The 25800-nt window shown below is 71.9% G+C and carries 20 protein-coding genes; 13 read left to right on the forward strand and 7 right to left on the reverse strand.

Features of this window, described 5'->3' with window-relative positions; translation table 11 throughout:
- Positions 1 to 38 precede the first annotated feature (38 nt).
- The 7 genes from ACFY0U_RS15790 to cobI are packed head-to-tail and all read left to right on the forward strand — an operon-like array spanning position 39 to position 10931.
- Positions 39 to 980: a cobalamin biosynthesis protein gene (locus tag ACFY0U_RS15790; protein ID WP_388635503.1), complete on the forward strand. Its 942-nt coding sequence runs from the start codon at positions 39 to 41 to the stop codon at positions 978 to 980.
- Complete coding sequence (locus tag ACFY0U_RS15795; RefSeq protein WP_388635505.1) at positions 977 to 2488, forward strand: cobyric acid synthase; 1512 nt, start codon at positions 977 to 979, stop codon at positions 2486 to 2488. Before ACFY0U_RS15790 ends, ACFY0U_RS15795 begins: the two co-directional genes overlap by 4 nt.
- On the forward strand, positions 2485 to 6141 hold the full coding sequence (gene cobN / locus ACFY0U_RS15800; RefSeq protein ID WP_388635507.1) for a cobaltochelatase subunit CobN: 3657 nt from the start codon (positions 2485 to 2487) through the stop codon (positions 6139 to 6141). Before ACFY0U_RS15795 ends, cobN begins: the two co-directional genes overlap by 4 nt.
- Positions 6138 to 8132, forward strand: a complete 1995-nt coding sequence (locus tag ACFY0U_RS15805) for a putative cobaltochelatase (RefSeq protein ID WP_388635509.1) — start codon at positions 6138 to 6140, stop codon at positions 8130 to 8132. The genes cobN and ACFY0U_RS15805 overlap by 4 nt, the downstream gene beginning before the upstream one ends.
- Positions 8132 to 8731, forward strand: a complete 600-nt coding sequence (gene cobO, locus ACFY0U_RS15810; RefSeq protein WP_388635511.1) for a cob(I)yrinic acid a,c-diamide adenosyltransferase — start codon at positions 8132 to 8134, stop codon at positions 8729 to 8731. The genes ACFY0U_RS15805 and cobO overlap by 1 nt, the downstream gene beginning before the upstream one ends.
- Positions 8731 to 10203 (forward strand): cobyrinate a,c-diamide synthase, encoded by a 1473-nt coding sequence (locus tag ACFY0U_RS15815; RefSeq protein WP_388636249.1) that lies wholly within the window; start codon positions 8731 to 8733, stop codon positions 10201 to 10203. Before cobO ends, ACFY0U_RS15815 begins: the two co-directional genes overlap by 1 nt.
- Complete coding sequence (gene cobI, locus ACFY0U_RS15820) at positions 10200 to 10931, forward strand: precorrin-2 C(20)-methyltransferase (RefSeq protein ID WP_388635513.1); 732 nt, start codon at positions 10200 to 10202, stop codon at positions 10929 to 10931. The genes ACFY0U_RS15815 and cobI overlap by 4 nt, the downstream gene beginning before the upstream one ends.
- 26 nt (positions 10932 to 10957) lie before the next feature.
- Here the strand turns inward: cobI and ACFY0U_RS15825 are convergent, their stop codons facing one another.
- Positions 10958 to 11686, reverse strand: coding sequence for a ZIP family metal transporter (locus tag ACFY0U_RS15825; protein WP_388635515.1), 729 nt, complete (start codon positions 11684 to 11686; stop codon positions 10958 to 10960).
- Between the two features lie 89 nt (positions 11687 to 11775).
- On the opposite strand from ACFY0U_RS15825, the gene cobM reads away from it, so the two are divergent.
- Genes cobM through cobC form a run of 6 tightly spaced genes read left to right on the forward strand, consistent with a single transcriptional unit; the run spans position 11776 to position 18090 of the window.
- The gene (cobM, locus tag ACFY0U_RS15830) at positions 11776 to 12594 is read left to right on the forward strand and encodes a precorrin-4 C(11)-methyltransferase (protein ID WP_388635517.1); all 819 of its coding nucleotides are present in this window, start codon (positions 11776 to 11778) and stop codon (positions 12592 to 12594) included.
- Entirely contained in the window at positions 12591 to 13823 is a 1233-nt protein-coding gene (gene cbiE / locus ACFY0U_RS15835; protein ID WP_388635519.1) for a precorrin-6y C5,15-methyltransferase (decarboxylating) subunit CbiE, read from the forward strand. Before cobM ends, cbiE begins: the two co-directional genes overlap by 4 nt.
- Positions 13820 to 15514, forward strand: a complete 1695-nt coding sequence (cobJ, locus tag ACFY0U_RS15840) for a precorrin-3B C(17)-methyltransferase (RefSeq protein WP_388635521.1) — start codon at positions 13820 to 13822, stop codon at positions 15512 to 15514. Before cbiE ends, cobJ begins: the two co-directional genes overlap by 4 nt.
- Positions 15511 to 16101, forward strand: a complete 591-nt coding sequence (locus ACFY0U_RS15845; RefSeq protein ID WP_384162509.1) for a precorrin-8X methylmutase — start codon at positions 15511 to 15513, stop codon at positions 16099 to 16101. Before cobJ ends, ACFY0U_RS15845 begins: the two co-directional genes overlap by 4 nt.
- Positions 16098 to 17024 carry a sirohydrochlorin chelatase gene (locus ACFY0U_RS15850; RefSeq protein ID WP_388635523.1) on the forward strand — a complete coding sequence of 309 codons (927 nt, stop codon included), beginning with the start codon at positions 16098 to 16100 and terminating at the stop codon, positions 17022 to 17024. Before ACFY0U_RS15845 ends, ACFY0U_RS15850 begins: the two co-directional genes overlap by 4 nt.
- Entirely contained in the window at positions 17014 to 18090 is a 1077-nt protein-coding gene (gene cobC, locus ACFY0U_RS15855; RefSeq protein WP_388635525.1) for an Rv2231c family pyridoxal phosphate-dependent protein CobC, read from the forward strand. Before ACFY0U_RS15850 ends, cobC begins: the two co-directional genes overlap by 11 nt.
- Here cobC and ACFY0U_RS15860 read toward each other — a convergent pair.
- The 6 genes from ACFY0U_RS15860 to ACFY0U_RS15885 form a co-directional block, all read right to left on the reverse strand.
- Entirely contained in the window at positions 18038 to 19915 is a 1878-nt protein-coding gene (locus ACFY0U_RS15860; RefSeq protein WP_388635527.1) for a DUF2264 domain-containing protein, read from the reverse strand. The two genes, cobC and ACFY0U_RS15860, sit on opposite strands and share 53 nt — an antisense overlap.
- 121 nt (positions 19916 to 20036) lie before the next feature.
- Positions 20037 to 21086 (reverse strand): LacI family DNA-binding transcriptional regulator, encoded by a 1050-nt coding sequence (locus ACFY0U_RS15865; RefSeq protein ID WP_388635529.1) that lies wholly within the window; start codon positions 21084 to 21086, stop codon positions 20037 to 20039.
- Between the two features lie 48 nt (positions 21087 to 21134).
- Positions 21135 to 22775, reverse strand: coding sequence for a sugar ABC transporter substrate-binding protein (locus ACFY0U_RS15870; RefSeq protein ID WP_388635531.1), 1641 nt, complete (start codon positions 22773 to 22775; stop codon positions 21135 to 21137).
- 38 nt (positions 22776 to 22813) lie between these two features.
- Entirely contained in the window at positions 22814 to 23713 is a 900-nt protein-coding gene (locus ACFY0U_RS15875) for a carbohydrate ABC transporter permease (RefSeq protein WP_388635533.1), read from the reverse strand.
- Entirely contained in the window at positions 23710 to 24564 is an 855-nt protein-coding gene (locus ACFY0U_RS15880; RefSeq protein WP_388636251.1) for an ABC transporter permease, read from the reverse strand. Before ACFY0U_RS15880 ends, ACFY0U_RS15875 begins: the two co-directional genes overlap by 4 nt.
- A 152-nt stretch (positions 24565 to 24716) precedes the next feature.
- Positions 24717 to 25613 (reverse strand): SCO1860 family LAETG-anchored protein, encoded by an 897-nt coding sequence (locus tag ACFY0U_RS15885; RefSeq protein WP_388635535.1) that lies wholly within the window; start codon positions 25611 to 25613, stop codon positions 24717 to 24719.
- Positions 25614 to 25800: the final 187 nt, after the last annotated feature.

Below are 25800 nucleotides of genomic sequence, written 5' to 3' on the forward strand. Positions count from 1 at the left end.
CACCAGGTCACTGCCCGACGCCACGGCCGGCTGAGCCGATGCGTGCCGATCGCGTCTTCGCGTACGGCGCCGCCGCCGGACTTCTCGGGGACCTGCTGCTCGGTGATCCACGCCGGGGGCATCCGGTCGCCGTGTTCGGGCGGGCCGCGGACGCCGTGGAGCGGGTGTTGTGGCGGGACCACCGGGGGTGGGGAGCCCTGCACACCGCGGTGTGCGCCGGGGGCGCCGTCGTGCTCGGTGCCGTGGCGCAGAAAGCCGTACGTCCCTCCGCTGCCGCCTCCGTCGCGCTGACCGGCGTCGCCACCTGGGCGGTCGTGGGCGGCACCTCGCTCGCGCGCGAGGCACGAACCATCGGGCGGGCCCTGGAAGTCGGGGACGTGGAGGCGGCGCGCGAGCGGCTGCCGCATCTGTGCGGGCGGGATCCGCAGGCCCTCGACGCCGACGGGATCGCCCGGGCCGTGGTGGAGTCCGTCGCCGAGAACACCTCCGACGCCGTCGTGGGCGCCCTGGTGTGGGGGGCCGTCGGCGGGGTGCCCGGACTGCTCGGGTTCCGTGCCGTCAACACGCTCGACGCCATGGTCGGGCACAAGTCGCCGCGGCACCGCCGGTACGGCTGGGCTTCGGCTCGGCTCGACGACGTCGCCGGATGGCCGGGGGCCCGGCTGACCGCCGTACTCGCCGCTGTCGCCGGGAGCGATCCGCGGGGGGCCGTTCGGGCTTGGCGCGCCGATGCCGGCAAGCATCCGAGCCCCAACGCCGGGCCCGTGGAGGCCTCGTTCGCGGGGGCCCTGGACGTGCGGCTCGGCGGGACCTTGTCGTATGCGGGGCGCGTCGAGCACCGGCCCGTGCTGAATCAGAAGGGGCGTTCCGTGGAGGTCCACGACATCGAGCGGGCCGTACGGCTGTCCCGTCGCGTCGGGCTGCTCGCGCTCGGCGTCAGTGTCGCCGCGCGGGTCGCCCTCAAGGGGCGTGCCTCATGAGCGGTGGTGGGCTGCTCGTCGCCGGTACCACCTCCGACGCGGGCAAGAGTGTCGTCACCGCCGGGATCTGCCGGTGGCTGGTGCGGCAGGGGGTCAAGGTCGCGCCCTTCAAGGCGCAGAACATGTCCCTCAACTCGTTCGTGACCCGTGAGGGCGCCGAGATCGGGCGGGCCCAGGCCATGCAGGCGCAGGCCTGCCGGGTCGAGCCGACCGCGCTCATGAATCCCGTGCTGCTGAAGCCGGGTGGTGAGCAGAGCAGTCAGGTCGTGCTACTCGGCAAGCCGGTCGGCGAGCTCAGCGCACGCGGCTATCACGGCGGGCGGCAGCAGCAGTTGCTCGGCACCGTGCTGGACTGTCTCGCCGAACTGCGGGGCACGTATGACGCGGTGATCTGTGAGGGGGCCGGCAGTCCCGCCGAGATCAATCTGCGGCGGACCGACATCGTCAACATGGGCATCGCCAGGAACGCCCGACTGCCTGTCCTCGTCGTCGGCGACATCGACCGCGGTGGCGTCTTCGCCTCCTTCTTCGGGACCGTCGCGCTGCTCTCGCCGGAGGACCAGGCCCTGATCTCCGGGTTCCTCGTGAACAAGTTCCGGGGGGATGTCAGCCTCCTGGAGCCCGGGCTCGACATGCTCCACGGCCTCACCGGGCGGCGCACCTACGGCGTACTGCCCTTCCAGCACGGGCTCGGCATCGACGAGGAGGACGGGCTCCGGGTCTCCCTGCGGGGAACCGTACGGGAGTCGAACACCGCCCCGCCCGTCGGCGAGGACGTGCTGCGGGTCGCCGTCTGCGCGATCCCGCTCATGTCCAACTTCACCGATGTGGACGCGCTCGCCGCCGAACCGGGCGTCGTCGTGCGGTTCGTGGACCGGCCCGAGGAGCTGGCCGACGCCGACCTCGTGGTGATCCCGGGGACCCGGGGGACGGTCCGGGCACTGGAGTGGCTGCGGGAGCGGGGACTCGCCGAGGCCATCGGACGCAGGGTCGCCGAGCGGCGGCCCGTCCTGGGCATCTGCGGTGGCTTCCAGGTCCTCGGTGAGCACATCGAGGACGAGGTCGAGAGCCGGCGGGGTCATGTCGAGGGGCTCGGCGTGCTGCCCGTGCGGGTGCGGTTCGCCCGCGAGAAGACCCTCACCCGGCCGGAGGGCGAAGCCCTCGGCGAGCACGTCGCCGGATACGAGATCCATCACGGGGTCGCCGACATCAGCGGCGGGGAGCCCTTCCTGGACGGCTGCCGGGTCGGCCAGACCTGGGGCACCCACTGGCACGGCTCGCTGGAGTCGGACGGATTCCGGCGGGCCTTCCTGCGCGAGGTGGCGGCCGCCGCGGGCCGCCGTTTCGTACCGGCCCCCGACACCTCGTTCGCCGCGCTGCGCGAGGAGCAGCTCGACCGGCTCGGCGACCTCATCGAACAGCACGCGGATACAGACGCGCTGTGGCGGCTCATCGAGTCCGGCGCGCCGCAAGGACTGCCTTTCATTCCACCGGGAGCGCCTGCATGAGCACTGTGTTGTTGTTGTCGACCGCCGACACGGACCTGCTGGCGGCCCGGGCCGCTTCCGGTGCCGACTACCGGATCGGCAACCCGACCCGCGTGGATGTCGCGGAGGAGCTGCCCGCGCTGGTCGAGGGCGCCGACATCGCCGTCGTACGGCTGCTCGGCGGCAAGCGCGCCTGGGAGGACGGGCTGGCCGCGCTGAAGGCCGCCGGGATCCCGACCGTGCTGCTCGGCGGGGAGGCCGTCCCGGACGCCGAGTTGATGGCCGAGTCGTCGGTGCCGGCCGGTGTGGTGGCCGAGGCGCTCAAGTACCTCGTCGAGGGCGGGCCCGCCAACCTGACCGAGCTGGCCCGGTTCCTGTCCGACACCGTGCTGCTGACCGGTGAGGGGTTCGTCGAGCCGCAGAAGATGCCGGAGTACGGCGTCCATGGCTCCCACGCCTTCGAGGAGGGCCGTCCGACCATCGGCGTGCTCTTCTACCGGGCCCATGAACTCAGCGGCAACACCGCCTTCGTGGACACCCTCTGCGACGCCATCGAGGCTCGCGGCGCCAACGCCCTTCCGGTGTACTGCGGTTCGCTGCGCGGGGCCGACGCGGAGTTCTACGAGCTGCTGGCCAAGGCCGACGCCCTCGTCGCCACCGTCCTCGCCGCCGGCGGCACCCACGCCTCGCAGGCCTCGGCGGGCGGTGACGAGGAGGCCTGGGACATCGGGGCGCTGGCCGACCTCAATGTGCCGGTGCTGCAAGGACTTTGTCTTACGTCGTCCAAGGCCGCCTGGGACGAGTCCGACGCCGCGCTCTCCCCCATGGACGCGGCGATGCAGGTCGCGATCCCCGAGTTCGACGGGCGGCTGATCACGGTTCCCTTCTCCTTCAAGGAGCAGGGTCCCGACGACGTCCCGGTCTATGTCGCCGACCCCGAGCGGGCCGCGCGCGTCGCCGGGATCGCCGTACGGCACGCCCGGTTGAAGCACAAGCCGAACGCCGAGAAGAAGCTCGCGCTCGTCTTCACCGCCTACCCGACCAAGCACTCGCGCGTCGGCAACGCCGTGGGACTGGACACCCCCGCGTCGGCGGTGCGGGTGCTGGACGCCCTCCGGGACGCCGGTTACGTCGTCGAGGGGCACCCCGACAACGGCGACGAGCTCATCCACCGGCTCATCAACGCCGGTGGCCACGACGTGGAGTGGCTCACCGAGGAGCAACTGGCCGCCGCACCCGCGCGGGTGCCGCTGGCCGACTACCGGGCGTGGTTCGACAAGCTCGACCCGGAACTGCGGGACGGCATGCTGGAGGCGTGGGGCGAGCCGCCGGGCAACCTGTACGTCGACGGGGACGAGATCGTGCTCGCCTCCCTCCAGTTCGGGAACGTCGTCGTGATGATCCAGCCGCCGCGCGGCTTCGGTGAGAACCCGATCGCGATCTACCACGACCCGGACATGCCGCCGTCGCACCACTACATGGCGGCGTACCGGTGGCTGGAGAACTCGTTCGGCGCCGACGCCGTCGTCCACATGGGCAAGCACGGCACGATGGAGTGGCTGCCGGGCAAGGGCCTCGGGCTGAGCGGCGGTTGCGCGCCGGACGCGGTCCTCGGTGAGCTGCCGCTGATCTACCCCTTCATCGTCAACGACCCCGGCGAGGGCACCCAGGCCAAGCGCCGCGGGCACGCCACGGTCGTCGACCACCTCGTCCCGCCGATGGCCCGTGCCGACACCTACGGCGACCTCGCCAAGCTGGAGCAGCTCCTCGACGAGTACGCGCTCGTCTCCGACCTGGACCCGACGAAGGCACCGGCCGTGCGGGCGCAGATCTGGACGCTGGTGAAGGCGGCCGAGCTCCACCACGACCTGCATGTCGAGGACCAGCCGGACGACGACGCCTTCGACGAGTTCGTCATGCACATCGACGGCTATCTGTGCGAGATCAAGGACGTACAGATCCGCGACGGGCTGCACATCCTCGGCGGCGGCCCGGTGGACGAGGCACGGGTCAACCTCGTGCTCGCCGTGCTGCGCGCCTCGCAGGTGTGGGGCGGGCAGGCGAACGCGCTGCCGGGGCTCAGGGCCTCCTTCGCGGCCCATTTCGGGCTCAGCGAGAAGGAGTTGCTGGCCGAGCCGGGCGCGCCGGTGAAGGTGCCGGTGGAGCTGACCGATCTGGTCGAGGGGCCGTCCCGTTCGGCCGCCGACGCGATCGATCTGCTGGAGCAGCTGTGCCGGCGGGTCGCGGAGGGGATGGAGGCGCGGGACTGGGACGTCACGCTCGCCCCGGCTCTCGTCCGTGGCGTGCTCGGCACCGAACTCCCGGACGCGGTCGCGGTGTTGGAGTTCGCCTGCAACGAGGTCGTGCCGCGGCTCGCGAAGACCACCGACGAGATCGACCACATCCTCAAGGCACTCAACGGCGGTTACGTCCCGGCGGGCCCGTCCGGTTCGCCGACGCGCGGTCTGGTCAACGTCCTCCCGACCGGCCGCAACTTCTACTCCGTCGACCCCAAGGCCATTCCCTCCAGGCTGAGTTGGGAGGTCGGACAGTCGCTCGCCGACTCGCTGGTGCAGCGCTACCTCCAGGACACCGGCGAGTACCCGAAGTCCGTGGGACTGACGGTGTGGGGCACCTCCGCGATGCGCACCCAGGGCGACGACATCGCCGAGATCCTCGCGCTGCTGGGCTGCCGTCCGGTGTGGGACGAGGCCTCGCGCCGGGTGACCGGCTTCGAGATCATCGGCCTGGAGGAACTGGGCCGTCCCCGTATCGATGTCACGGTCCGTATCTCCGGCTTCTTCCGGGACGCGTTCCCGCATGTGGTCGGGCTGATCGACGACGCCGTGCGCAGGGTGGCCGAGCTGGACGAGCCTGCCGAGGAAAACTTCGTCAAGGCGCACGCCGACGAGGACACCGCCGAGCACGGCGACCGGCGGCGCGCGACGGCCCGTATCTTCGGCTCCAAGCCGGGGGCGTACGGCGCCGGTCTGCTGCCGCTCATCGACGCCCGCAACTGGCGCTCGGACGCGGACCTCGCCGAGGTGTACGCCGTCTGGGGCGGTTACGCCTACGGGCGTGGGCTCGACGGGCGGGCGGCGCGTGGGGACATGGAGACCGCGTTCAAGCGGATCAACATCGCCGCCAAGAACGTCGACACCCGAGAGCACGACCTCGTCGACGCCGACGACTACTTCCAGTACCACGGCGGCATGGTCGCCATGGTCCGCCACCTCACCGGCGCCAACCCCGAGGCGTATGTGGGCGATTCGGCCACCCCCGACCAGGTGAAGACCCGCACGCTCGGCGAGGAGACCCACCGTGTCTTCCGAGCCCGGGTGGTCAACCCGCGCTGGATGGCGGCCATGCGCCGGCACGGCTACAAGGGCGCCTTCGAGATGGCGGCGACGGTCGACTACCTCTTCGGCTACGACGCGACGGCGGGCGTGGTCGACGACTGGATGTACGAGAAGCTCAGCGCGGAGTACGTCTTCGACCCGGAGAACCGGGACTTCATGAAGAAGTCCAACCCGTGGGCGCTGCGCGGTATCACCGAGCGGCTGCTCGAGGCCGCCGACCGCGGCCTGTGGGCCGAGCCGGACGCGGAGACGCTGGAGCGGCTGCGCGCCACCTACCTTGAGCTCGAAGGCGACCTGGAGGGCGACGACCAGTGACCACCCCCTTCCCTTTCACGGCCGTCGTAGGCCAGGACGATCTGCGGCTCGCGCTGCTGCTGAACGCCGTGTCGCCGGCGGTCGGCGGTGTGCTGGTGCGCGGCGAGAAGGGCACGGCCAAGTCGACGGCGGTGCGGGCGCTTTCGGCGCTGCTGCCCGAGGTGTCGGTCGTCGCCGGGTGCCGTTTCTCCTGCGATCCGACGAAGCCGGACCCGGCATGCCCGGACGGGCCGCACGAGGCGGGGACGGGCACCTCCCGTGCTTCCCGCATGGTCGAACTGCCCGTCGGCGCCTCCGAGGACCGGCTGGTCGGCGCCCTCGACATCGAGCGGGCGCTCGCCGAGGGCGTGAAGGCCTTCGAGCCGGGGCTGCTTGCCGACGCGCATCGCGGCATCCTCTACGTCGACGAGGTCAACCTGCTCCACGACCACCTGGTCGACCTGCTCCTGGACGCGGCGGCGATGGGCGCGTCGTACGTCGAACGCGAGGGCGTCTCCGTACGGCACGCCTCGAAGTTCCTCCTCGTCGGCACCATGAACCCCGAAGAGGGCGAGCTGCGGCCGCAGTTGCTCGACCGGTTCGGGCTGACCGTCGAGGTCGCGGCCTCGCGGGAGCCGGACCAGCGGGTGGAGGTCGTACGGCGGCGGCTGGCGTACGACGACGATCCGACGTCCTTCGCGGCGCGTTGGGCGGACGAGGAGGCTTCGGTACGGCAACGCATCGTCGCCGCACGGGAGTTGTTGCCGTCGGTGCGGCTGGGCGACGGTGCGCTGCGGCAGATCGCGGCGACCTGTGCCGCGTTCGAGGTGGACGGGATGCGGGCCGACATCGTGATGGCCCGTACCGCCACCGCACTCGCCGCCTGGGCCGGGCGGACCGAGGTGCTCGCGGAGGATGTGCGGCAGGCCGCGCTGCTCGCGCTGCCGCACCGGCGTCGGCGTAATCCCTTCGACGCGCCGGGACTTGACGAGGACAAGCTCGACGAGACGCTGGAGGAGTTCAGCGGCTCGGACGACGAGGACCCCGATCCCGATCCCGACGGGCCCGGTGGCGGTGGGCAGCCGCCGTCCGAGGGGCCGTCGCAGGACGACGGTGGTTCCGGTGCGCAGCCGGAGGCCGGTGAGGGCGGTGAGCCGCAGCCCGGTGGTGCCGGTGCGGGTGAGCAGTCCGCCGTACGGGCCGCCGAACCCTTCCGTACCAAGGTGCTCAGCGTGCCCGGGCTCGGGGACGGGGCCGCCGGGCGGCGTTCGCGGGCGCGGACCGAGCACGGTCGGACGACCGGTGCGCGACGGCCTCGCGGGGCGCTGACCAAGCTGCATCTGGCCGCGACCGTGCAGGCGGCCGCCCCGCATCAGCGGGCGCGCGGGCGGTCCGGGCCCGGGCTCGTGCTGCGCCGGGACGATCTGCGGCAGGCGACGCGGGAGGGGCGGGAGGGGAACCTCGTGCTGTTCGTCGTGGACGCCTCCGGGTCTATGGCGGCCCGGCAGCGGATGAGCGCGGTGAAGGGGGCCGTGGTGTCGCTGCTGCTGGACGCGTATCAGCGGCGGGACAAGGTGGGGCTGGTGACGTTCCGGGGGTCGGCCGCGGATGTGGCCTTGCCGCCGACTTCGTCCGTGGATGCGGCTGCGGCTCGGCTGGAGTCTCTGCCCACCGGGGGGCGGACTCCGCTTGCTGCGGGGTTGTTGAAGGCGCATGAAGTGCTTCGCGTGGAGCGGCTGCGGGATCCCGCGCGGCGGGCGCTCGTGGTGGTCGTGACCGACGGTCGGGCCACCGGTGGGCCCGAGCCCGTCGCGCTGGCCGGGCGCGCGGCTCGGCTGTTCGCCGCCGAGGGGGTCGCCTCCGTGGTCGTCGACTGCGAGACGGGGCCTGTGCGGCTGGGGCTCGCGGGGCAGCTCGCCGGTGAACTGGGCGGTACCGCGGTGACATTGGACGAGCTGCGGGCGGACTCCATCGCCGGGCTGGTCAAGGACGTACAGAGGAGGGCCGCGTAATGCCTCAGGGACAGCCGAGTGTGGTGCCGGACGACGGTCTGACCACGCGCCAGCGTCGTAATCGGCCTTTGGTGGTCGTGCATACCGGGATCGGCAAGGGGAAGTCGACCGCCGCCTTCGGGCTCGCGCTGCGTGCCTGGAATCAGGGGTGGCCCATCGGGGTGTTCCAGTTCGTCAAGTCGGCGAAGTGGAAGGTCGGCGAGGAGAACGCGCTGCGGGTGCTCGGTGCCAGCGGCGAGGGTGGGGCCGTCGACTGGCACAAGATGGGTGAGGGCTGGTCGTGGGTGCAGCGCGATCAGCAGATGGACAACGAGGAGAAGGCCCGGGAGGGCTGGGAGCAGGTCAAGCGGGACCTGGCCGCCGAGACGTACAAGCTGTATGTGCTCGACGAGTTCGCCTATCCCATGCACTGGGGGTGGGTGGACACCGATGAGGTGATCTCCGTGCTGCGGGACCGGCCGGGTACGCAGCACGTCGTCATCACCGGGCGGAACGCTCCCGAGAAGCTGGTCGACTTCGCCGATCTCGTAACCGACATGTCCAAGGTCAAGCACCCGATGGATGCCGGGCAGAAGGGGCAGCGGGGTATCGAGTGGTGATGTCCTCCTCGTCTGTTTCCGTTCCTCGGCTGGTCATCGCCGCGCCCTCTTCGGGCAGTGGCAAGACCACCGTTGCCACGGGGTTGATGGCCGCGTTCGCCGCGCGGGGGCTTGTCGTGTCTCCGCACAAGGTGGGACCCGACTACATCGATCCCGGGTATCACGCGCTTGCTACCGGGCGGGTGGGGCGGAATCTCGACGCGTATCTGTGCGGGCCTGAGTTGGTCGGGCCGTTGTTCGCGCACGGTGCGCGGGGGTGTGACATCGCCGTGGTCGAGGGTGTCATGGGGCTGTACGACGGGGCCGCGGGGGAAGGTGAACTGGCGTCCACCGCTCATGTGGCGAAGTTGCTTCGGGCGCCGGTGGTGTTGGTCGTGGACGCGTCGTCGCAGTCTCGGTCGGTGGCGGCGTTGGTGCATGGGTTTGCCTCCTGGGATCCCGAGGTGCGGGTCGGGGGCGTGATCCTGAACAAGGTCGCCTCGGATCGGCACGAGGAGTTGCTGCGGGAGGCGTTGGACTCGGCCGGGGTGCCGGTGCTCGGGGTGCTGCGGCGGGTGGCTCAGGTGGATACGCCTTCTCGGCATCTGGGGTTGGTGCCGGTTGCCGAGCGGCGGGCGGAGGCGGTGGACGCGGTCGCGGCCATGGGTGCGCAGGTTGCTGCCGGGTGTGATCTTGAGGCGCTGGTCGGGTTGGCGCGTGGGGCGGGTGCGTTGTCCTGTGCGGCTTGGGATGCGGCTGAGGTCTTGGCTTCTTCGCCCCCGCCGCCCCTTCCCGTCCCGACCCCGGGGGCTGCCGCCCCCGGACCCCCGCTGTCGGCCCTGAACGGGCCTCGTCCTCAAACGCCGGACGGGCTGGAGGGTGCGGACCCGAGTGTGACAGTTGCTGTCGCCGGCGGGTCTGCGTTCACCTTCTCCTACGCCGAGCACGCCGAGCTGCTCACCGCCGCCGGGGCCGTCGTCGTATCCTTCGACCCCCTCCGCGACGAGCGACTCCCGGACGGGACCCTCGGGTTGGTCATCGGTGGTGGGTTTCCCGAGGTGTATGCCTCCGAGCTGTCCGCCAACGAACCCCTGCGCAAGGCCATCTCCGAGCTCGCCCTCAGTGGTGCTCCCGTCGCCGCCGAATGCGCCGGCCTCCTCTACCTCTGTCGGGAGCTCGACGGGCTGCCCATGTGCGGGGTGCTCGATGCCTCCGCGCGGATGAGCGAGCGGCTCACGCTCGGGTATCGGGATGCCGTGGCCGTGAGTGACAGTGTGCTCGCCGTCGCCGGGACGCGGATGCGTGGGCACGAGTTTCATCGGACCGTCGTCGAGCCCGGCTCGGGGGCGGCTCCCGCGTGGGGGGTGCGCGCCCCTCAACGGCGGGTCGAAGGTTTCGTACAACAAGGGGTGCACGCGAGTTATGTGCACACGCACTGGGCGTCGCAGCCCGGGGTGGCCCGTCGGTTCGTGGAGAGGTGCCGGACGTCATGAGCAGCAAGCTGGTCGGAGTCGGGGTAGGGCCCGGTGATCCGGAGCTGGTGACCGTCAAGGGCGTCAACGCTCTGCGGGCCGCCGATGTCGTCGTCGTGCCGGTGATGGACACCGGGGAGCGGGGGCGGGCCGAGGCGACCGTCCTGCACTACGTGGGGCAGGAGAAGGTCGTACGGGTCGTCTTCGCGCTCAACGAGCGGACCGACCGGGCCCGGCGCGAGGCCGCGTGGGACGCCGCCGGGGAGCGGGTCGCCCAGCTGCTCGCCGAGCACTCCTCCGTCGCGTTCGCCACCATCGGCGACCCCAATGTCTATTCCACCTTCACGTATCTCGCGCAGACCATCGGCGAGCTCGTACCGGGGACCGTCGTCGAGACCGTGCCGGGCATCACCGCGATGCAGGATCTCGCCGCCCGTTCCGGTGCCGTGCTCACCGAGGGGACCGAGCCGCTGACCCTGGTGCCGGTGACCGCCGGGGCCGCCGCGCTCAAGGAGGCCCTCGCCGGGCCCGGGACGGTGGTGGCGTACAAGTTCGGGCGGCAGGCACAGGAGGTGGCCGAGGCGCTGCGGGAGACCGGGCGGATCGACGACGCCGTATGGGGGTCCGCGCTCGGGCTGCCGGAGGAGTCCGTGCGGCCGGCCTCCGAGCTCGGCGGGGCCCCGCTTCCCTATCTCTCCACGCTCATCGCGCCCGCTCCGCGCGAGGGTGGGCGGGGCGGCAAGCTGTGACACCCCCGAGAGCGCCCGCCAGAGGCTCAGTCGGCGATGCCGACCACCAGCCAGATGAACGCCGCGCCCGCGACCGTGCACAACAGGGTCGAACGGGCGGGGTGTTCGTGGTGCGCCTCGGGGAGGATCTCGGCCGCCGCCAGGTAGAGGAGCGCGCCGCCGAAGAAGCCCAGATAGGCGCCGAGCAGCTGCTCCGGGATGGTGAAGAACAGCGTGGACGCGGCTCCCACCACCGGGGCCGCCGCGTCCGCGAACAGCATCGCGAGGGCTTTGCGGCGGGCGTTCCCGTACAGCCTCGTGATCGTGTACGTGTTGAAGCCGTCCGCGAAGTCGTGGGCGACCACCGCCAGCGCCACGGCCGTCCCCATGCCACCGCCGACCTGGAAGGCCGCGCCGATCGCCACGCCGTCCATCGCGCTGTGACCGACCATCGCGGCCGCGGCCGTCAGACCCACCTCGGGGACCCGGCCGTCGTGTTCCTCGGCACCGTGTGCCGCCTGGCGGACCGCCAGGAGACGTTCCACCAGATGGGCCAACAGGAACCCGGCCACGAACAGCAGGAGTGCCGCCGGTACGCCGAACACCTCGGTGCCCGCCGCCTCCAGCGCCTCCGGCAGCAGGTCCAGGCCCACCACGCCCAGCATCAGGCCGCCGGCCAGGCCGAGGACGAGGTGGCGGCGGTCCGTCACCCGTTGGGCCGTCCAGCCGCCGGCCAACGTCATCAGGAACGCGCCGAGCGCGACGAACACCGCCATGGGCCCTTCGTATCCGATCAGCCCCCGTGCGCGCACATCCAGTTGCCCTGCGAATCCCCGTGAATCTTCGTTCGAGAGGACCCGAAACCATGGCCGACGCCTCTGCCGGCAAGGTGACCTTCGTCGGTGCCGGCCCCGGCGCCGCCGACCTGCTGACGTTCCGTGCCGCGCGCGCGATCGCCGAGGCCGACGTCGTGATCTGGGCGGCCAGCCTGGTCCAGGCGGAGGTCCTGGAGCACGCGGGTGAGGGTGCGGAGATCCTCGACTCGGCGACCATGTCCCTGGAGGACGTCGTCGCCGTGTACGAGCGGGCCGTCACCGAGCGCCTGCGTGTCGCCCGTATCCACTCCGGCGACCCCGCCCTGTGGGGCGGCACCCAGGAGCAGCTCGACCGGTGCGCCCGGATCGGTATCGCCACCGAGGTGATCCCCGGCGTCTCCGCCTTCTCCGCCGTCGCCGCGCTCGCCCAGCGTGAGCTGACCATCCCGGAGGTCGCGCAGTCCGTCGTCCTGACCCGGCTCGGCGGCGGCAAGACGCCGATGCCGCCCGGCGAGGAGGTGCGGGAGTTCGCCAAGCACGGGACCACCATGGCGATCTTCCTGTCGGCGGCCCGCAGCGGTCAGCTCGTGCGGGAGCTGCTGGAGGGCGGCTATCCGACCGGCACTCCCGTCGTCGTCGCCTACCAGGCCACCTGGCCCGAGGAGCTCATCGTGCGGTGCACGATCGAGACGCTGGAGGAGACCGTCAAGGAGCACAAGCTCTGGAAGCACACCCTCTTCCTCGTCGGCCCGGCGCTCGACGCCGAGGGCACCCGCTCGCACCTCTACCACCCCGGCCACTTCCACGGCTATCGCAAGGCCGACCCGGAGGCCCGCCGGGCGTTGCGTCAGCGGGGTGCGAGTACGTGATCACGGTCTTCGGTACGGGGACGGGGGCGCCGGTTCCCGCCGACGTGCTGGCCGGGGCCCGGCTGGTCGTGGGCGGTCGGCGTCATCTGGCGTCCGCGGCCGTGCCCGAGGACGCCGAGCGGGTCGTCCTCGGGCCGCTCGCGCCCGCGTTGGACGTCATCGAGCGGCATCTCGACAAGCAGGACCGGGTGGTCGTGCTCGCCTCCGGTGATCCCGGGTTCTTCGGGATCGTGCGGGTCCTTGCCGAGCGGTTCGGGGCCGAGCGGCTCGATGTCCGGGCCGGGGTCTCCTCCGTCGCCGCCGCCTTCGCGCGCGCCGGGCTGCCGTGGGACGACGCCGTGGTGGTCAGCGCACATGGCAGGGACCTTCGTACGGCCGTCAACGTGTGCCGGGCGCGGCCCAAGGTCGCCGTGCTGACCGGGCCGGGGGCCGGGCCCGCGGAGATCGGGGCCGCGCTCCGGGCCGACGACCGGATCCTCGTCGTGGCGTCCGCGCTCGGGGCGCGGGAGGAGCGCGTCGAGCGGGTCACGCCCGCCGAAGCCGCCGCCCGGGACTGGGGGACGGCGGTGAGCGTGGTGCTGTGCCTGGACGAGGCGCGGGCGCTCGGTGCCGTGCGGACGGTCGCCGGGGCCGCGTCCGGGCCCGCGGGGTGGGCCCTGAACGAGGGCGAGTTCGCCCATCGCGACTCGATGATCACCAAGTTCGAGGTACGGGCGCTGGCCCTGGCCCGGCTCGGTCCCCGGCTCGGCGATCTGGTCTGGGACATCGGCGCGGGCTCCGGATCCGTGGCCGTGGAGTGCGCGCGGTTCGGGGCCGCCGTCGTCGCGGTCGAGAAGACCCGGGACGGTGTCGAGCGGATCCGCGCCAACGCGGCGGCGCACGGGGTCGACGTACGGGCCGTGCACGGGTCCGCGCCGACCGTGCTGTCCGATCTCGACGACCCGGACGCCGTGTTCATCGGCGGCGGGGGCCGGGACCTGCCCGCCATCGTCACCGCGTGTGCGCGACGGGCCCGGCGGACGGTCGTGGTCGCGATGGCGGCGCTCGACCGGGTGCCCGCGGTGCGCGAGGCGCTCACCGGTGGCGGGTTCACCTGTGACGGGGTGCTGCTGCACTCCTCGCGGCTCGCGCCGCTGCCGGGTGAGGTGACCCGGCTCGCGGCCACCAATCCTGTTTTTCTGTTGTGGGGGGTCCGAATCCCCGCCCCTGACGAAGGAGTTGCTCAGTGATCGGCCTCATTTCCGCCACCTCGGCGGGCGCGGCTGCGCGGGACCGGCTGGCCGCGGCGTGGCCGGAGCGGACGCGGGTGTACGACGGCCCCGTCGGGGATGCCGTACGGGCCGCGTTCGCGGAGTGCGAGCAGCTCGTGTGCTTCCTCGCGACCGGTGCTGTGGTGCGGCTGGTCGCGCCGCTGCTCGGCGACAAGACGTCCGACCCGGGGGTGGTGTGCGTCGACGAGAGCGGGCGGTTCGCCGTGTCGCTGGTCGGCGGGCACGGCGGGGGTTCCAACGAACTCGCCCGTGAGGTCGGGGAGTTGCTGGGGGCGGAGCCGGTCGTCACTACGGCTACGGATGCCGTCGGGCTGCCTGGTCTCGACACGCTCGGGTTTCCGGTCGAGGGCGATGTCGCCGCCGTCTCGCGGGCGCTGCTGGACGGTGAACCGGTCGCCCTGAAGGCCGAGTCGGCCTGGCCGCTGCCCGCACTGAAGGTCACGGAGGAGGGCGGCGAGTACACCGTCCGGCTCACCGACCGTCTCGTCGCCGCCGCCGAGCGCGAGGTCGTACTGCGGCCGCCGTCCCTCGTCGTCGGGGTCGGTGCCTCGAAGGGGGCGCCGGTGGACGAGGTGCTCGGGCTGATCGAGAGCTCCCTGGCCGACGCCGGTCTCTCCGTCCGGTCCGTCGCCGAACTGGCCACCGTGGACGCCAAGTCCGAGGAGCCCGGCATCGTCGGGGCGGCTCAGCGGCTCGGCGTGCCCCTGGTGACCTACTCCGCCGAGGAGTTGGCGTCCGTCGAGGTCCCGAACCCCTCCGACGCACCCCTCGCCGCCGTGGGCACGCCGTCGGTGGCGGAGGCCGCAGCGCTCCTTCAAGGCGGCGAACTCCTCGTACCGAAGCAGAAATCCGCGGCTCGGCCCGCCATGGCGACCTGTGCCGTCGTACGGCGTCCCGCGCGCGGCCGGCTCGCGGTGGTCGGGCTCGGGCCCGGCGCCCGGGACCTCGTCACGCCCCGCGCGAAGGCGGAGTTGCAGCGGGCTTCGGTGCTCGTCGGCCTTGACCAGTACGTCGACCAGATCCGCGATCTGCTGCGGCCCGGCACCCGGATCCTGGAGTCGGGGCTCGGTGCCGAGGAGGAGCGGGCGCGGACCGCTGTGGCGGAGGCCCGCAAGGGGCAGGCCGTCGCGCTGATCGGCAGCGGGGACGCGGGCGTGTACGCCATGGCCTCCCCCGCGCTCGCCGAGGCGTCCGACGACATCGACGTGATCGGCGTACCGGGGGTGACCGCCGCCCTCGCGGCCGCCGCGATCCTGGGCGCTCCCCTCGGCCACGACCATGTCTCCATCAGCCTCTCCGACCTGCACACACCCTGGGAGGTCATCGAGCGGCGGGTGCGCGCGGCGGCCGAGGCAGACATCGTGGTCACCTTCTACAACCCCCGCTCGCGCGGCCGGGACTGGCAGCTGCCGAAGGCGCTCGCGATCCTCGCCGAGCACCGGGAGCCGACGACGCCGGTCGGTGTCGTACGGAACGCGTCGCGGGCGGACGAGTCCAGTCGTCTCACGACACTGGGCTCCCTCGATCCGGCGACGGTCGACATGATGACGGTGGTGACCGTGGGCAACACGGCGACCCGTGACATCGCGGGACGCATGGTGACGCCGCGCGGCTACCGCTGGCAGACGGCAGAGGAGGGTGCCCAGTGATCCGTGAGGTCCATCCGATCGAGGTGGAGTCCTACCGGCGGCTGCGCGCCCGCCTGGACACCTCGCACTTCCCGCCGCTGACCCGGTCGGTGGTCGAGAGGGTCATCCACTCCGCCGCCGACCTGGAGTACGCGAGCGATCTCGTCATGGACGAGGGCGAGCTGGAGAAGGCCCACGCGGCCCTGCACGGCGGTGCGCCCGTCGTCGTGGACGTGGAGATGGTCGCGGCCGGCATCACCCGGCGCGAGACCGTCTGCCGGCTCAGGGACGCCGTGGCCGGTGCGGGGCTGACCCGTTCCGCGCACGCCATCCGGCTCGCCTACGAGCAGGTCGGGCCCGGCGCCCTGTGGGTCATCGGCAACGCGCCCACCGCGTTGGAGGAGCTGCTGACCCTGGACGCCGCCCCGGCGCTCGTCATCGGACTGCCCGTCGGTTTCGTCGGCGCGGTCGAGTCCAAGGCCGCGCTGCGCGAGAGCGGGCTGCCCGCCGTCAGCAACGTGTCCGAGAAGGGCGGCTCCGCGGTCGCCTCGGCCGCGCTCAACGCCCTGCTGTACCACCCCGTTCCGTCTTCCGAGGAGACATCGTGACCACCCCCCAGCCCGCTCTGCTCATCGCCGGACATGGCACCCGGGACGACGGCGGGGCCGAGGCCTTCCGCGACTTCGTCCGGGAGCTGGGGCGCCGCAACCCCGAACTGGTGGTGGCGGGCGGCTTCATCGAGCTGTCCCCGCCGCCGCTGGGCGAGGCCGTCACCGAGCTGGTGGAGCGGGGCGTACGACGGTTCGCCGCCGTTCCGCTGATGCTGGTGTCCGCCGGGCACGCCAAGGGGGACATCCCGGCGGCGCTGGCCCGTGAGAAGGAGCGGCACCCCGGGATCTCGTACACCTACGGCCGTCCGCTGGGCCCGCACCCGGCGCTGCTGTCGGTGCTGGAGCGGCGCCTGGACGAGGCGCTGGGCTCCGCCGAACGGTCCCCCGGCGACCGTTCGGACGTGACCGTGCTGCTCGTCGGGCGCGGCTCGACCGACCCGGACGCCAACGCCGAGGTGTACAAGGCGGCCCGACTGCTGTGGGAGGGGCGCGGGTACGCGGGCGTGGAGACTGCGTTCGTGTCGCTGGCCGCGCCGGACGTGCCGAGCGGGCTCGACCGGTGTGTGCGGCTGGGCGCGCGGCGGATCGTCGTGCTCCCCTACTTCCTGTTCACCGGCATCCTTCCGGAGCGGGTCCGGCAGCAGACCGAGGGCTGGGCGGCCGCCCACCCGGAGGTCGAGGTGCACTCGGCGGACGTCATCGGTCCGGAGCCGGAGCTGCTCGACCTGGTGATGGAGCGGTACCGGGAAGCACTCCAGGGCGATCTGCGGATGAACTGCGACTCGTGCGTGTACCGCATCGCGCTGCCGGGCTTCGAGGACAAGGTCGGTCTGCCGCAGCAGCCGCACTTCCACCCCGACGACGACGGCCACCATCACCACGGACACCACCACCACGGCGCCCACTCCCATGCGCACTGACAGACAGGGCACCGAGAGCCACGACCTCCGCCACCACGGCGACGCCGAGGTCCGCGACGACGGGGCCCGGCTCACCGACCTCGCCGTGAACGTCCGCGCGGACACGCCCCCGGCGTGGCTGCGGGAGCGGATCGCCGAGTCGCTGACCGGCCTGGCCGCCTACCCGGACGGCCGGGACGCACGAGCGGCGGTGGCGGCCCGCCATGGTCTCCCGGCGGACCGCGTGCTGCTGACGGCGGGCGCGGCGGAGGCCTTCGTGCTGCTCGCCCGCGCCCTGACGACCCGTCACCCGCTGGTCGTGCACCCGCAGTTCACGGAGCCGGAGGCGGCGCTGCGGGACGCGGGCCACACGGTCGACCGGCTGCTGCTGCGCGCGGAGGACGGCTTCCGCCTGGACCCGGAGGCCGTCCCGGCGGACGCGGACCTGGTGGTGATCGGCAACCCGACCAACCCCACGTCCGTCCTGCACCCGGCCGACACCATCGCCCGACTGGCCCGCCCAGGGCGGACGCTGGTGGTGGACGAGGCGTTCATGGACGCGGTGCCGGGCGAACGGGAGGCCCTGGCGGGCCGCACCGACGTCCCGGGTCTGGTCGTCCTGCGCAGCCTGACGAAGACCTGGGGCCTGGCGGGCCTGCGCATCGGCTATGTCCTGGCCGCCCCGGAGACCATCGCGGAGCTGGAGCGCGCCCAGCCCCTGTGGCCGGTGTCCACCCCGGCCCTCGCGGCGGCCCAGGCCTGTGTCGAGTCGCAGGCCCTGGCCGAGGCGGCCCACGCCGCCCACCGCATCGCGGCCGACCGCGCCCATCTCGTCGCCGGGCTGCGGGAGTTCGCCCCGGACGGGCTGACGGTGGCCGAACCGGCCGAGGGCCCCTTCGTCCTCGTACGGCTGCCTCGTGCGGCCGCCGTCCGCCGGCACCTGCGCGATCTCGGTTTCGCGGTCCGGCGCGGGGACACGTTCCCGGGCCTGGACGAGGAGTGGCTGCGGCTGGCGGTGCGGGACCGGCAGACGGTCAACTCGTTCCTTCAGGCGCTGGATCAGGCGATGGTCCTGGCGAAGTACTGATCCGCTCCCGGGTTCCGTCCGGGAAGCGGATGTCGATGACGCCTTCGTCGTCGAGGGTGGCGCTCGCGCCGGTGGTGCGGGCGTCGTCCCTGGTCAGGACGGCGAGGGTGACCAGGAGCGGGCCGGTGCCTTCGAGGACGGGTGTCGCGGAGTGGCGTCCGTAGGCGTTGGCGTCGCGGGCGCGGACGACCGTGCCCTCGGCGTCGCTCCAGCCGTACAGGCCGACGAGGGCGCTGGTGAGGCCGTCGGTGCGGCGGGCGAGGGCGTGACCGGGACCGGTCCGCGCGTGGGGCGCTTCGGCGTCGTCGGCGACGGCCCAACCCCCTTCGCGAACCCTCGAGTTGCCCGGGACCCGATGGACCCGCACCTCCCATGGCCCGTGCACGACACTCACCGTCTCGATCCCCGTGGTCTGGCGCGAGGCGGCGCGTCGGCCCTCCACACCCAAGGGGTGGATACGACCCCGCTGGGACGGCGTCCCGTCCTCCGCCTCGGCGAGGAGGGCGATGTGGTTGTCGGGCCCGATGGGTGTGTCCGGAGCGGTCGCGGTGGAGTAGGCGAGCTTGGCGTAGTGCGGGCTGTCCTCGTCCGTGGCCGGTGGGGGCGGGAGGCGGTCGCTGCCGTGGTTGACGAGCCGGACGATCCCGTCGGCCGCCGTGGAGTGCAGCAGCCAGCCCGGGGCGGGCAGGGCGAGGGTGGCGTCGGCGGTGTCGACGGGTCCTGGCTCCTCGGTGGCCGTCCAGACCGGGTGGGTCTCGGGCAGGAGGAGGCCGAGGAAGGCCTTGCTCGCCCAGTACGGGGAGGCCGGGCCCGAGTAGCGCTGGGTGACGGGGCGGAAGGGCCGGTACCAGCCGAGGCTGAGCAGGCCGTGCTCATCGGGTACGCCTCGCTCGGCGAAGTGCTTCAGGGTGCCGGAGGCCAGGCGCCGGGTGCGGCCGGGCGGCAGCGGGGTGGCGTCGGCGAGGGCGCCGGCCCAGAGGGGGGCGGCCGCGGCGAAGCGGTAGGTGAGGGAGCGGCCCTGGTGGACGGGGGCGCCGTCGGAGCCGAAGAAGTACTGGTGGGCGGTGAGGAACTCACGCAGCCGGGCGCGGTGCCGTGCGACGGTCTCGGCGTCCGCGCGGGCGCCTGCGATCCGCGCCCACAGCACCGGGTACAGGTGCAGCGCCCAGGCGTTGTAGTAGTCGAACTTCTTGCCGTCGCCGTCGGTGTACCAGCCCCCGCCCCGGTACCAGTCGTCCAGCCGGGCGAGCCCCGCGTCGATCTCGCCACGACTGTGCGGGGCGCCGACGGAGGCGAGGAACTCCTCCGTGATGACCTGGAAGAGCCGCCAGTTGGAGTCATTGGCGACGGCACCTACGAAGTGGCCCAGCCAGTCGGTGACTTGACCTCGTACGGTGTCGTCGAGTTGGTCCCAGAGCCACGGCCGCGACTCGTGCAGGGCGATCGCGATCGAGGCGGCTTCGACCATCGGCTGGCCCCGGTCGGTGATGGGCGGCCAGCGCTCGTCACTGCGCGGATCGGTACCGGCGGCCAGTCCGGCGGCGTAGCGCTCGATGAGGGCGGGGGCGACACGGCCTTCGGCGCCCGCGATCCGGAACGCGGCGAGGAGGAAGGACCGGGCGAAACCTTCGAGTCCGTCGGACCAGGGGCCGGAGTGGCTGGGGGGGCCGGGGAGGCGGTACTGGGCGAAGTTCGGGGTGGCGTAGGGCAGCAGCCCGTCGAGGAGCCGGTCGGCGAGGGCTTCCCAGTGGGCGCGGGTCCAGCCGGTGAGGGGTGAGAGCAGGAAGTCGCACTCGGGAAACTGCGTCACGGGTGGCGCGGTCATACGGGACTGAGTCCTCCGTCTTGTTAGAGGTGCGGTCGGACGGCATGCCTAGGGGCGCGGGGCTGTGTCGATTTGCGGCTACCGCCGCGTGGGCGCGACCAGCCACAACGCACCCGCAGCCTCACGACGACCGATCCAGCGGAGCGACACTGCGGCGAACAACGATGTGCGTGCCCAGCAGATGATGGCTCCCGGCCGCACTGTCCGGATCCCGCAGAGCGATCCGCACCGCGGCCCGCCCCAACTCCTCCGCCGGTGTACGCACAGTCGTGAGCGGCGGATTGAAGTCCTCGGCAAGCGGTATGTCGTTGTACCCCACGACGGAGATGTCCTCGGGCACCCGAAGCCCCGCTTCGGCAATCGCGCGCAGCGCCCCCGCGGCGACCATGTCGTCACCGGCCACAACGGCAGTGAACTCCCGTGTCTCCTTGAGTAGTTCGGTCATCGCCCGCAACCCGGCCGCCCGCCCGAGCCCGCAGTCGACGACACGCGCGGCCTCCACAGGCAGCCCGTGCTCGGCAAGCGCCGCACGATAACCGGCGACCCGAGCGTCCAAAGCCGTGTTCCCGGGCAGCCCCCCGAGGAAGACGATCCGCCGATGCCCCGCCGACAACAGATGCCCGGTGATCGCCCGCGCCCCCGCCTCGTTGTCGAACTCGACCACCAGCGCCGGGATTTCGGGATCCGGCGCCGGACGACCGCACAACACCAGCCGAGCCCCCGACGCATCCAGCGCCTGCGCATAGTGCGCCACGCGCGAGCGATACGCGTCGTCCTCGACGACCCCGCCCACCAGAATCACCAGCCGCGCCCCCTCCTCCCGCATGAGCTGCACGAACTCCATCTCACGCTGCGGATCGCCACCCGTGGCGCCGACGACGCACAGCCACCCCCGATCGGCGGCCTCCGCCTCGACCCCCTCGGCGACCTGGGCGTAGAAGGGGCTGGTCACCTGTCGGACGACAACCGCGGCCATCTTGCGGCCACCTCCCACCAGCGCCCGCGCATGCGCGTTGGCGACATAGTCGAGATCTCGCGCCGCGCGCAGCACACGGGCCCGGGTGGCCGGAGGCACAGGGTGGTTGCCGCTGAGCGCACGGGAGGCGGTCGCCGTGGACACGCCCGCGCGCTCGGCGACCTCGCGGATCGTGACCCGCCCCTTGCCCGTCATGTCGTTCCCCATCCCGTCCCCCGCGTTTCCTGTTCCATCGGCGGCGCGTCACGTATTGGCCGCATAGTCCTTCGCGAACTCCTCGGCCATTCTGTCGCCGCCCCGGCCCCGCCACTTCTTCACGGTCGCGTCCCATTCGGTGAGCGGGATGCGCCCGGCGATGATCCCGGTGAGGGTGTCGTCGAGGAGGGCCTTGAGGGTGGCGCCCTGGGAGTTGTTGGTGGCGGACTGAAGGCCGTAGGAGGCGTTGCGGACGGCGTGCGGTACGACCTGCTGCTGCCAGGCGTGCAGGGCCCGTACGGCGTCCGGCATGCCCGGCACGAACAGCACCTGGGGGCCTTCGGCGAGGTACTTCAGCGGCAGGTTGGTGTTGTTCTCGACCTCGCCGAGCTCGGTGGCCTCGGGCGAGCCGTCCTTGCCGCGGGTGAAGTGGGTGCCCTCGACGCCGTAGTGGACGAGTTCCCACTCCTTGCTGCCGAAGGGGGCGGCGAGATAGTCGAGGATGCGCAGGAGCAGCTCGACGCGTTCCTTCTTGGCCTTCTTCAGGATGGTGTAGCCGAAGGAACGGCGGGCGGCGACCACGCCGCCGGGGGTGCCGTCCACGGCGTACGGAAGGGCCGCGGCGGGAGTGAACTTGCCTGCGGAGTCGAGGTACTTGGGCAGATAGGCGCCGAAGCCGTCCTGCATGGAGCCGACCGTGCCGTTGAGGAAGAGGGTGCTGAGGTCGATCTGGGAGACGGACGTGGAGTCCGGGTAGAACGAGCCCTGCTTGCGCAGGTGGGCGCGGAAGGCGATCGACGCCTTGTAGCGTTCGTCGGCACACCCGGGCAGGAAGGTGCCGTCCTTGGTGACGGCCCAGTCCTGGGGGGCGTTGTGGGCGGCGGCGTGGAAGCCGTTGCCGAACCCGGAACCCTGGGCGGCGCCGAGGGCGTAGGTCCGGCCGCTGGTGGCCTTCTTGGCGACGGCGGCGAAGTCGTCGGAGGTCCAGCCGTCCGTCATGCCCGCGTCGCTGAACATCGCCTGGTTGAGCCAGAGGGTGGAGCCGGGCAGCGGGCGTTCCAGGGGGATGCCGTAGATCCGGCCGCCGACCCGCCCCATGTCGCGCCAGGCGTGGGTGGGGATGTTGGCGAGGTTCGGGTAGTCGGCGATCGCCTCGCCGGACAGGAACGGCGTGAGGTCCTCGGCGCGGCGCTGCACGAACTGGCCCTCGCGGGGCAGCACGAACCCGGAGAACATGTTGATGATGTCGGGCAGGCTGTCGGCGTCGCCGGCCATGACCGTGGCCATCTTCTTCTGGTAGTCGGCCTGGGAGATGATCGTGTACTCGATCTTCACGCCGAGGGCCTTCTCGACGGCCGCCCAGAACCGGTTGGCGGAGGCCGGCTTGGGCGGTACGCCGAAGGACACCGTCATGACCTTGACCGTGGAGCCGTCGCCCGGGGTGCGGGCCACGGACTGCACCAGGTCGGCGGGGTAGGCGGTGTACCCGGCCTGGACACCGGCCTCGGTGGGCGCCAGGTCGGGCTTGGGCGCCTTGGTGGTGGGGCGATGGGCCGGCCAAGGGGCCAGTTTCTTCCCGGCGTTGGAGACGTCGCTGTCGCCGGAGCCGGTGGAGCAGGCGGTCAGTACGCCCGGGACGGCGACGGCGGCCATGGAGCCGAGCAGGGTGCGACGGGACATGCGGGGCATGGGTGAATCACCTCGTGTCAGCTTGAATCATCGTTGAGTCAGCTCTTGATGGCGCCGGTGAGCACGCCCTTGGTGAAGTACCTCTGGAGGAAGGGGTAGACGAGCAGGATCGGTACGGTGGCGATCACCAGGACCGCCATCTGCACGGTCTGCGGGGCGGTGACCGTGCCCTCGCCGGTGGTCGCGTCGGTGAGGCCCGACCCGGAGACCACGTAGGTACGCAGGACCTGTTGGAGCGGCCAGTGGTCGCTCTCCAGGTAGAGCGAGGCATAGAACCAGGAGTTCCAGTAGGCCACCGCGTAGAAGAGCCCTACGACGGCCAACGCGGCCTTGGACAGCGGCAGTACGACGGAGAAGAGCACCCGCCAGTCCCCCGCGCCGTCCAGCCGCGCGGCCTCGTACAGCTCCTCCGGAATGCCCTGGAAGAAGCCGCGCAGGACGACCAGGTTGAAGACGTTCACCAGGACCGGCAGGACGAGCGAGGCGTAACTGTCCAGCAGGCCCAGCTCCTTGACCAGCAGGAAGCTCGGGATCATGCCGGGCGGGAAGAGGAAGGTGAAGAGCACCAGCAGCAGGACGGGCCTGCCGCCGAAGACGCCGGGGCGGGAGAGGGCGTAGGCGAGGGTGACCGTGCAGGCGAGGCTGAGGAGGGTGCCGATCACCGTCACTCCCGCGCTGACGCCGAGCGCGTGGGTGACGATGCCGCCGTCGAGGATGTCGCGGTACGCCTTCAGCGACGGCTCGGTCGGCCACAGCACCCAGCCGCCGTTCGCCACGACCTCGTCGGTGGAGGCGAGCGAGGTGGAGACGATGACAAGGAATGGGACGCAGACCAGGAGGACGACGGTCACGAGGGCGAGGGCCTTGGCCGCCTGGGTCACCGGTTTCGGCTTCTCCAGCCAGCCGGGCCGTATGTGGCCACGGGAAACGGCACTCACTTGTAGACCCCCTGTTCGCCGAGGCGGTGGGCGACCTTGTTGGCGGCGTAGACGAGGAGGGCGCCGACGACGCCCTTGAACAGGCCCGCGGCGGCGGCGAATCCGTAGTCGCCGCCGACGATGCCCTGGTAGTAGACGAAGGTGTCGATGATCTCGGCGGCCTCCGGGCCGACCGCGTCGCGCTGGAGCAGCATCTGCTCGAAGCCGACGGAGAGGATCTCGCCGAGCCGCATGATCAGCAGCAGCACGATCACCGGGCGGATGGCGGGCAGCGTGACATGCCAGAAGCGCCGCCAGGGGCCCGCCCCGTCGATCGCGGCGGCCTCGTACTGCTGCTCGTCGACCTGCGCGAGGGCGGCGAGGAAGATGATCGTGCCCCAGCCGGCGTCCTTCCAGATGACCTGGGCGACGACGAGCGGCTTGAAGGCGTCGGGGTTGCCGATGATGTCGACGGTGTGCAGGCCCATGCCGTCCAGGCCGGAGTTGAGCAGCCCGGTGTCGCCGAGGACCTGCTGGAAGAGGGCGACGACGATCACCCACGAGATGAAGTGCGGGAGGTAGGCCACCGACTGCACGAACCGCCGGACGCTGCTCCAGGTGAGGCTGTGCAGGAGCAGGGCGAGGGCGAGCGGCACCGGGAAGAAGAAGACCAGCTGGAGGACGGAGATCCAGAGGGTGTTGAGGACCGAGTCCCAGAACGCCTCGTCCTCGAACATCCGCTGGAAGTTGCCGAGTCCGACCCAGGGGCTGCCCCAGATGCCGTCGAAGGGGACGTACTCCTTGAAGGCGATGACATTGCCGACGAGGGCGCCGTAGTGGAACAGCAGGAAGTAGGCGAGGCCGGGGAGCATGAGCAGGAGGAGGGCACGGGACTGAAAACGTTTGCGCTCCACTGATCCCCTCACATCTCAATGACAGAGTGAGGGGAAGTTAAAACGTTTTCAGTCGGCAGTCAACAGCCCTGACACACACGGGCTGTTGACTGCGGCCTCCGCTCGGCCGGTCAGCTCCTGCCGCGCCGCGCGAACGCGAACGCGCCGCCGCCCGCGACCAGCAGGGCTACCGCCCCGCCCGCGATGTACGGGGTCGTGGAGCTGCCGCCGGTCTGGGCCAACCCCGCCTCGGCGGGGGCGCCTTGGGGCTTCACGCCGTCTGCGGGAGTGGTCTCGGCGGCGGGTGCGGCCGGGGCCTCGCAGGTGGCTTTCGCCAGCGTCAGGGATCCCTCGACCTCGGCCACGTTGAGCTTCAACGGGTTGATGGAGACGGTGAGTTCGAGGGCGGTGGCGGCTGCCGTGCGCGTGGTGGTCTCGGTCTTGGAGAGGTCGAGTCGGACCTCGCCGACACCGGGCACCTCGACCTCGGTCGGGCCGCCCGCGGTGAGCGTGACCTTCTTGCCGAGCACGGTGACCGAGCCCAGCAGGTTGGAGGTGGCGGTCGGCGTCCCGCCGGCCTCGCACGTCGCCTTGGAGGTGACCGTGCCGAGTTCGATGAGCGACAGCAGGGGCAGGCCGGGGACATGCAGCTTGGCGTGGGCCAGGGTCGTGGCGGCCTCGGCCTTGGCGTCGGTCACGTCCGCCTTCGCCGATGCCACCTGCGCGTCGAGCACGCTGAAGGCCTTTCCGCCGTCGACGCCGTCCAACTGGGCCGTCAGCGCGGTCTTCTCGGCGCTCTGCGGAGCCTGCACTTCGTTCAGGGAGACCGCGAGCGGGACGTTCACGGTCTTGTTGAGCAGGGACACGTCGAGCCCGGTACGCAGGACGACGGCGCTCGCTCGGCCTTCGTCACCGGTCGCGTGCGCGGAGCCGGCGCCGGCCAGGACCGCGGGACCGGCGGCCAGGGCCGTGGCCGTCGCGACGGTCGCGAGACGGCGTGCGGGCATGCGGAAGTTCTTGCCGTTCAAGGTGGGGACCCCTCAGAGGAGACTTGCTCGGGACCCGGCAAGAATTACGTACTCAGAGTGAACAGTCAGCAGTCCGGCGGGACTTCACTCCAACGTGGTGCTTCCGTGAACCTTTTCGAATCGTGCGGCACGGGTGTTCCTCGAAGTCACCCCTGTACCCCCATGTGTGCGAGCGCCCCCGTTGACG

This window comes from Streptomyces sp. NPDC001536 (assembly GCF_042894505.1).
GTDB lineage: Bacteria > Actinomycetota > Actinomycetes > Streptomycetales > Streptomycetaceae > Streptomyces.

Coding starts and splice junctions, on each gene's coding strand:
- ACFY0U_RS15790 (WP_388635503.1), top strand. CDS start 39: ATGCGTGCCGATCGCGTCTTCGCGTACGGCGCCGCCGCCGGACTTCTC.
- ACFY0U_RS15795 (WP_388635505.1), top strand. CDS start 977: ATGAGCGGTGGTGGGCTGCTCGTCGCCGGTACCACCTCCGACGCGGGC.
- cobN (WP_388635507.1), top strand. CDS start 2,485: ATGAGCACTGTGTTGTTGTTGTCGACCGCCGACACGGACCTGCTGGCG.
- cobO (WP_388635511.1), top strand. CDS start 8,132: ATGCCTCAGGGACAGCCGAGTGTGGTGCCGGACGACGGTCTGACCACG.
- ACFY0U_RS15815 (WP_388636249.1), top strand. CDS start 8,731: ATGTCCTCCTCGTCTGTTTCCGTTCCTCGGCTGGTCATCGCCGCGCCC.
- cobI (WP_388635513.1), top strand. CDS start 10,200: ATGAGCAGCAAGCTGGTCGGAGTCGGGGTAGGGCCCGGTGATCCGGAG.
- ACFY0U_RS15825 (WP_388635515.1), bottom strand. CDS start 11,686: ATGGCGGTGTTCGTCGCGCTCGGCGCGTTCCTGATGACGTTGGCCGGC.
- cobM (WP_388635517.1), top strand. CDS start 11,776: ATGGCCGACGCCTCTGCCGGCAAGGTGACCTTCGTCGGTGCCGGCCCC.
- cobC (WP_388635525.1), top strand. CDS start 17,014: ATGCGCACTGACAGACAGGGCACCGAGAGCCACGACCTCCGCCACCAC.
- ACFY0U_RS15860 (WP_388635527.1), bottom strand. CDS start 19,915: ATGACCGCGCCACCCGTGACGCAGTTTCCCGAGTGCGACTTCCTGCTC.
- ACFY0U_RS15865 (WP_388635529.1), bottom strand. CDS start 21,086: ATGACGGGCAAGGGGCGGGTCACGATCCGCGAGGTCGCCGAGCGCGCG.
- ACFY0U_RS15870 (WP_388635531.1), bottom strand. CDS start 22,775: ATGCCCCGCATGTCCCGTCGCACCCTGCTCGGCTCCATGGCCGCCGTC.
- ACFY0U_RS15880 (WP_388636251.1), bottom strand. CDS start 24,564: ATGCTCCCCGGCCTCGCCTACTTCCTGCTGTTCCACTACGGCGCCCTC.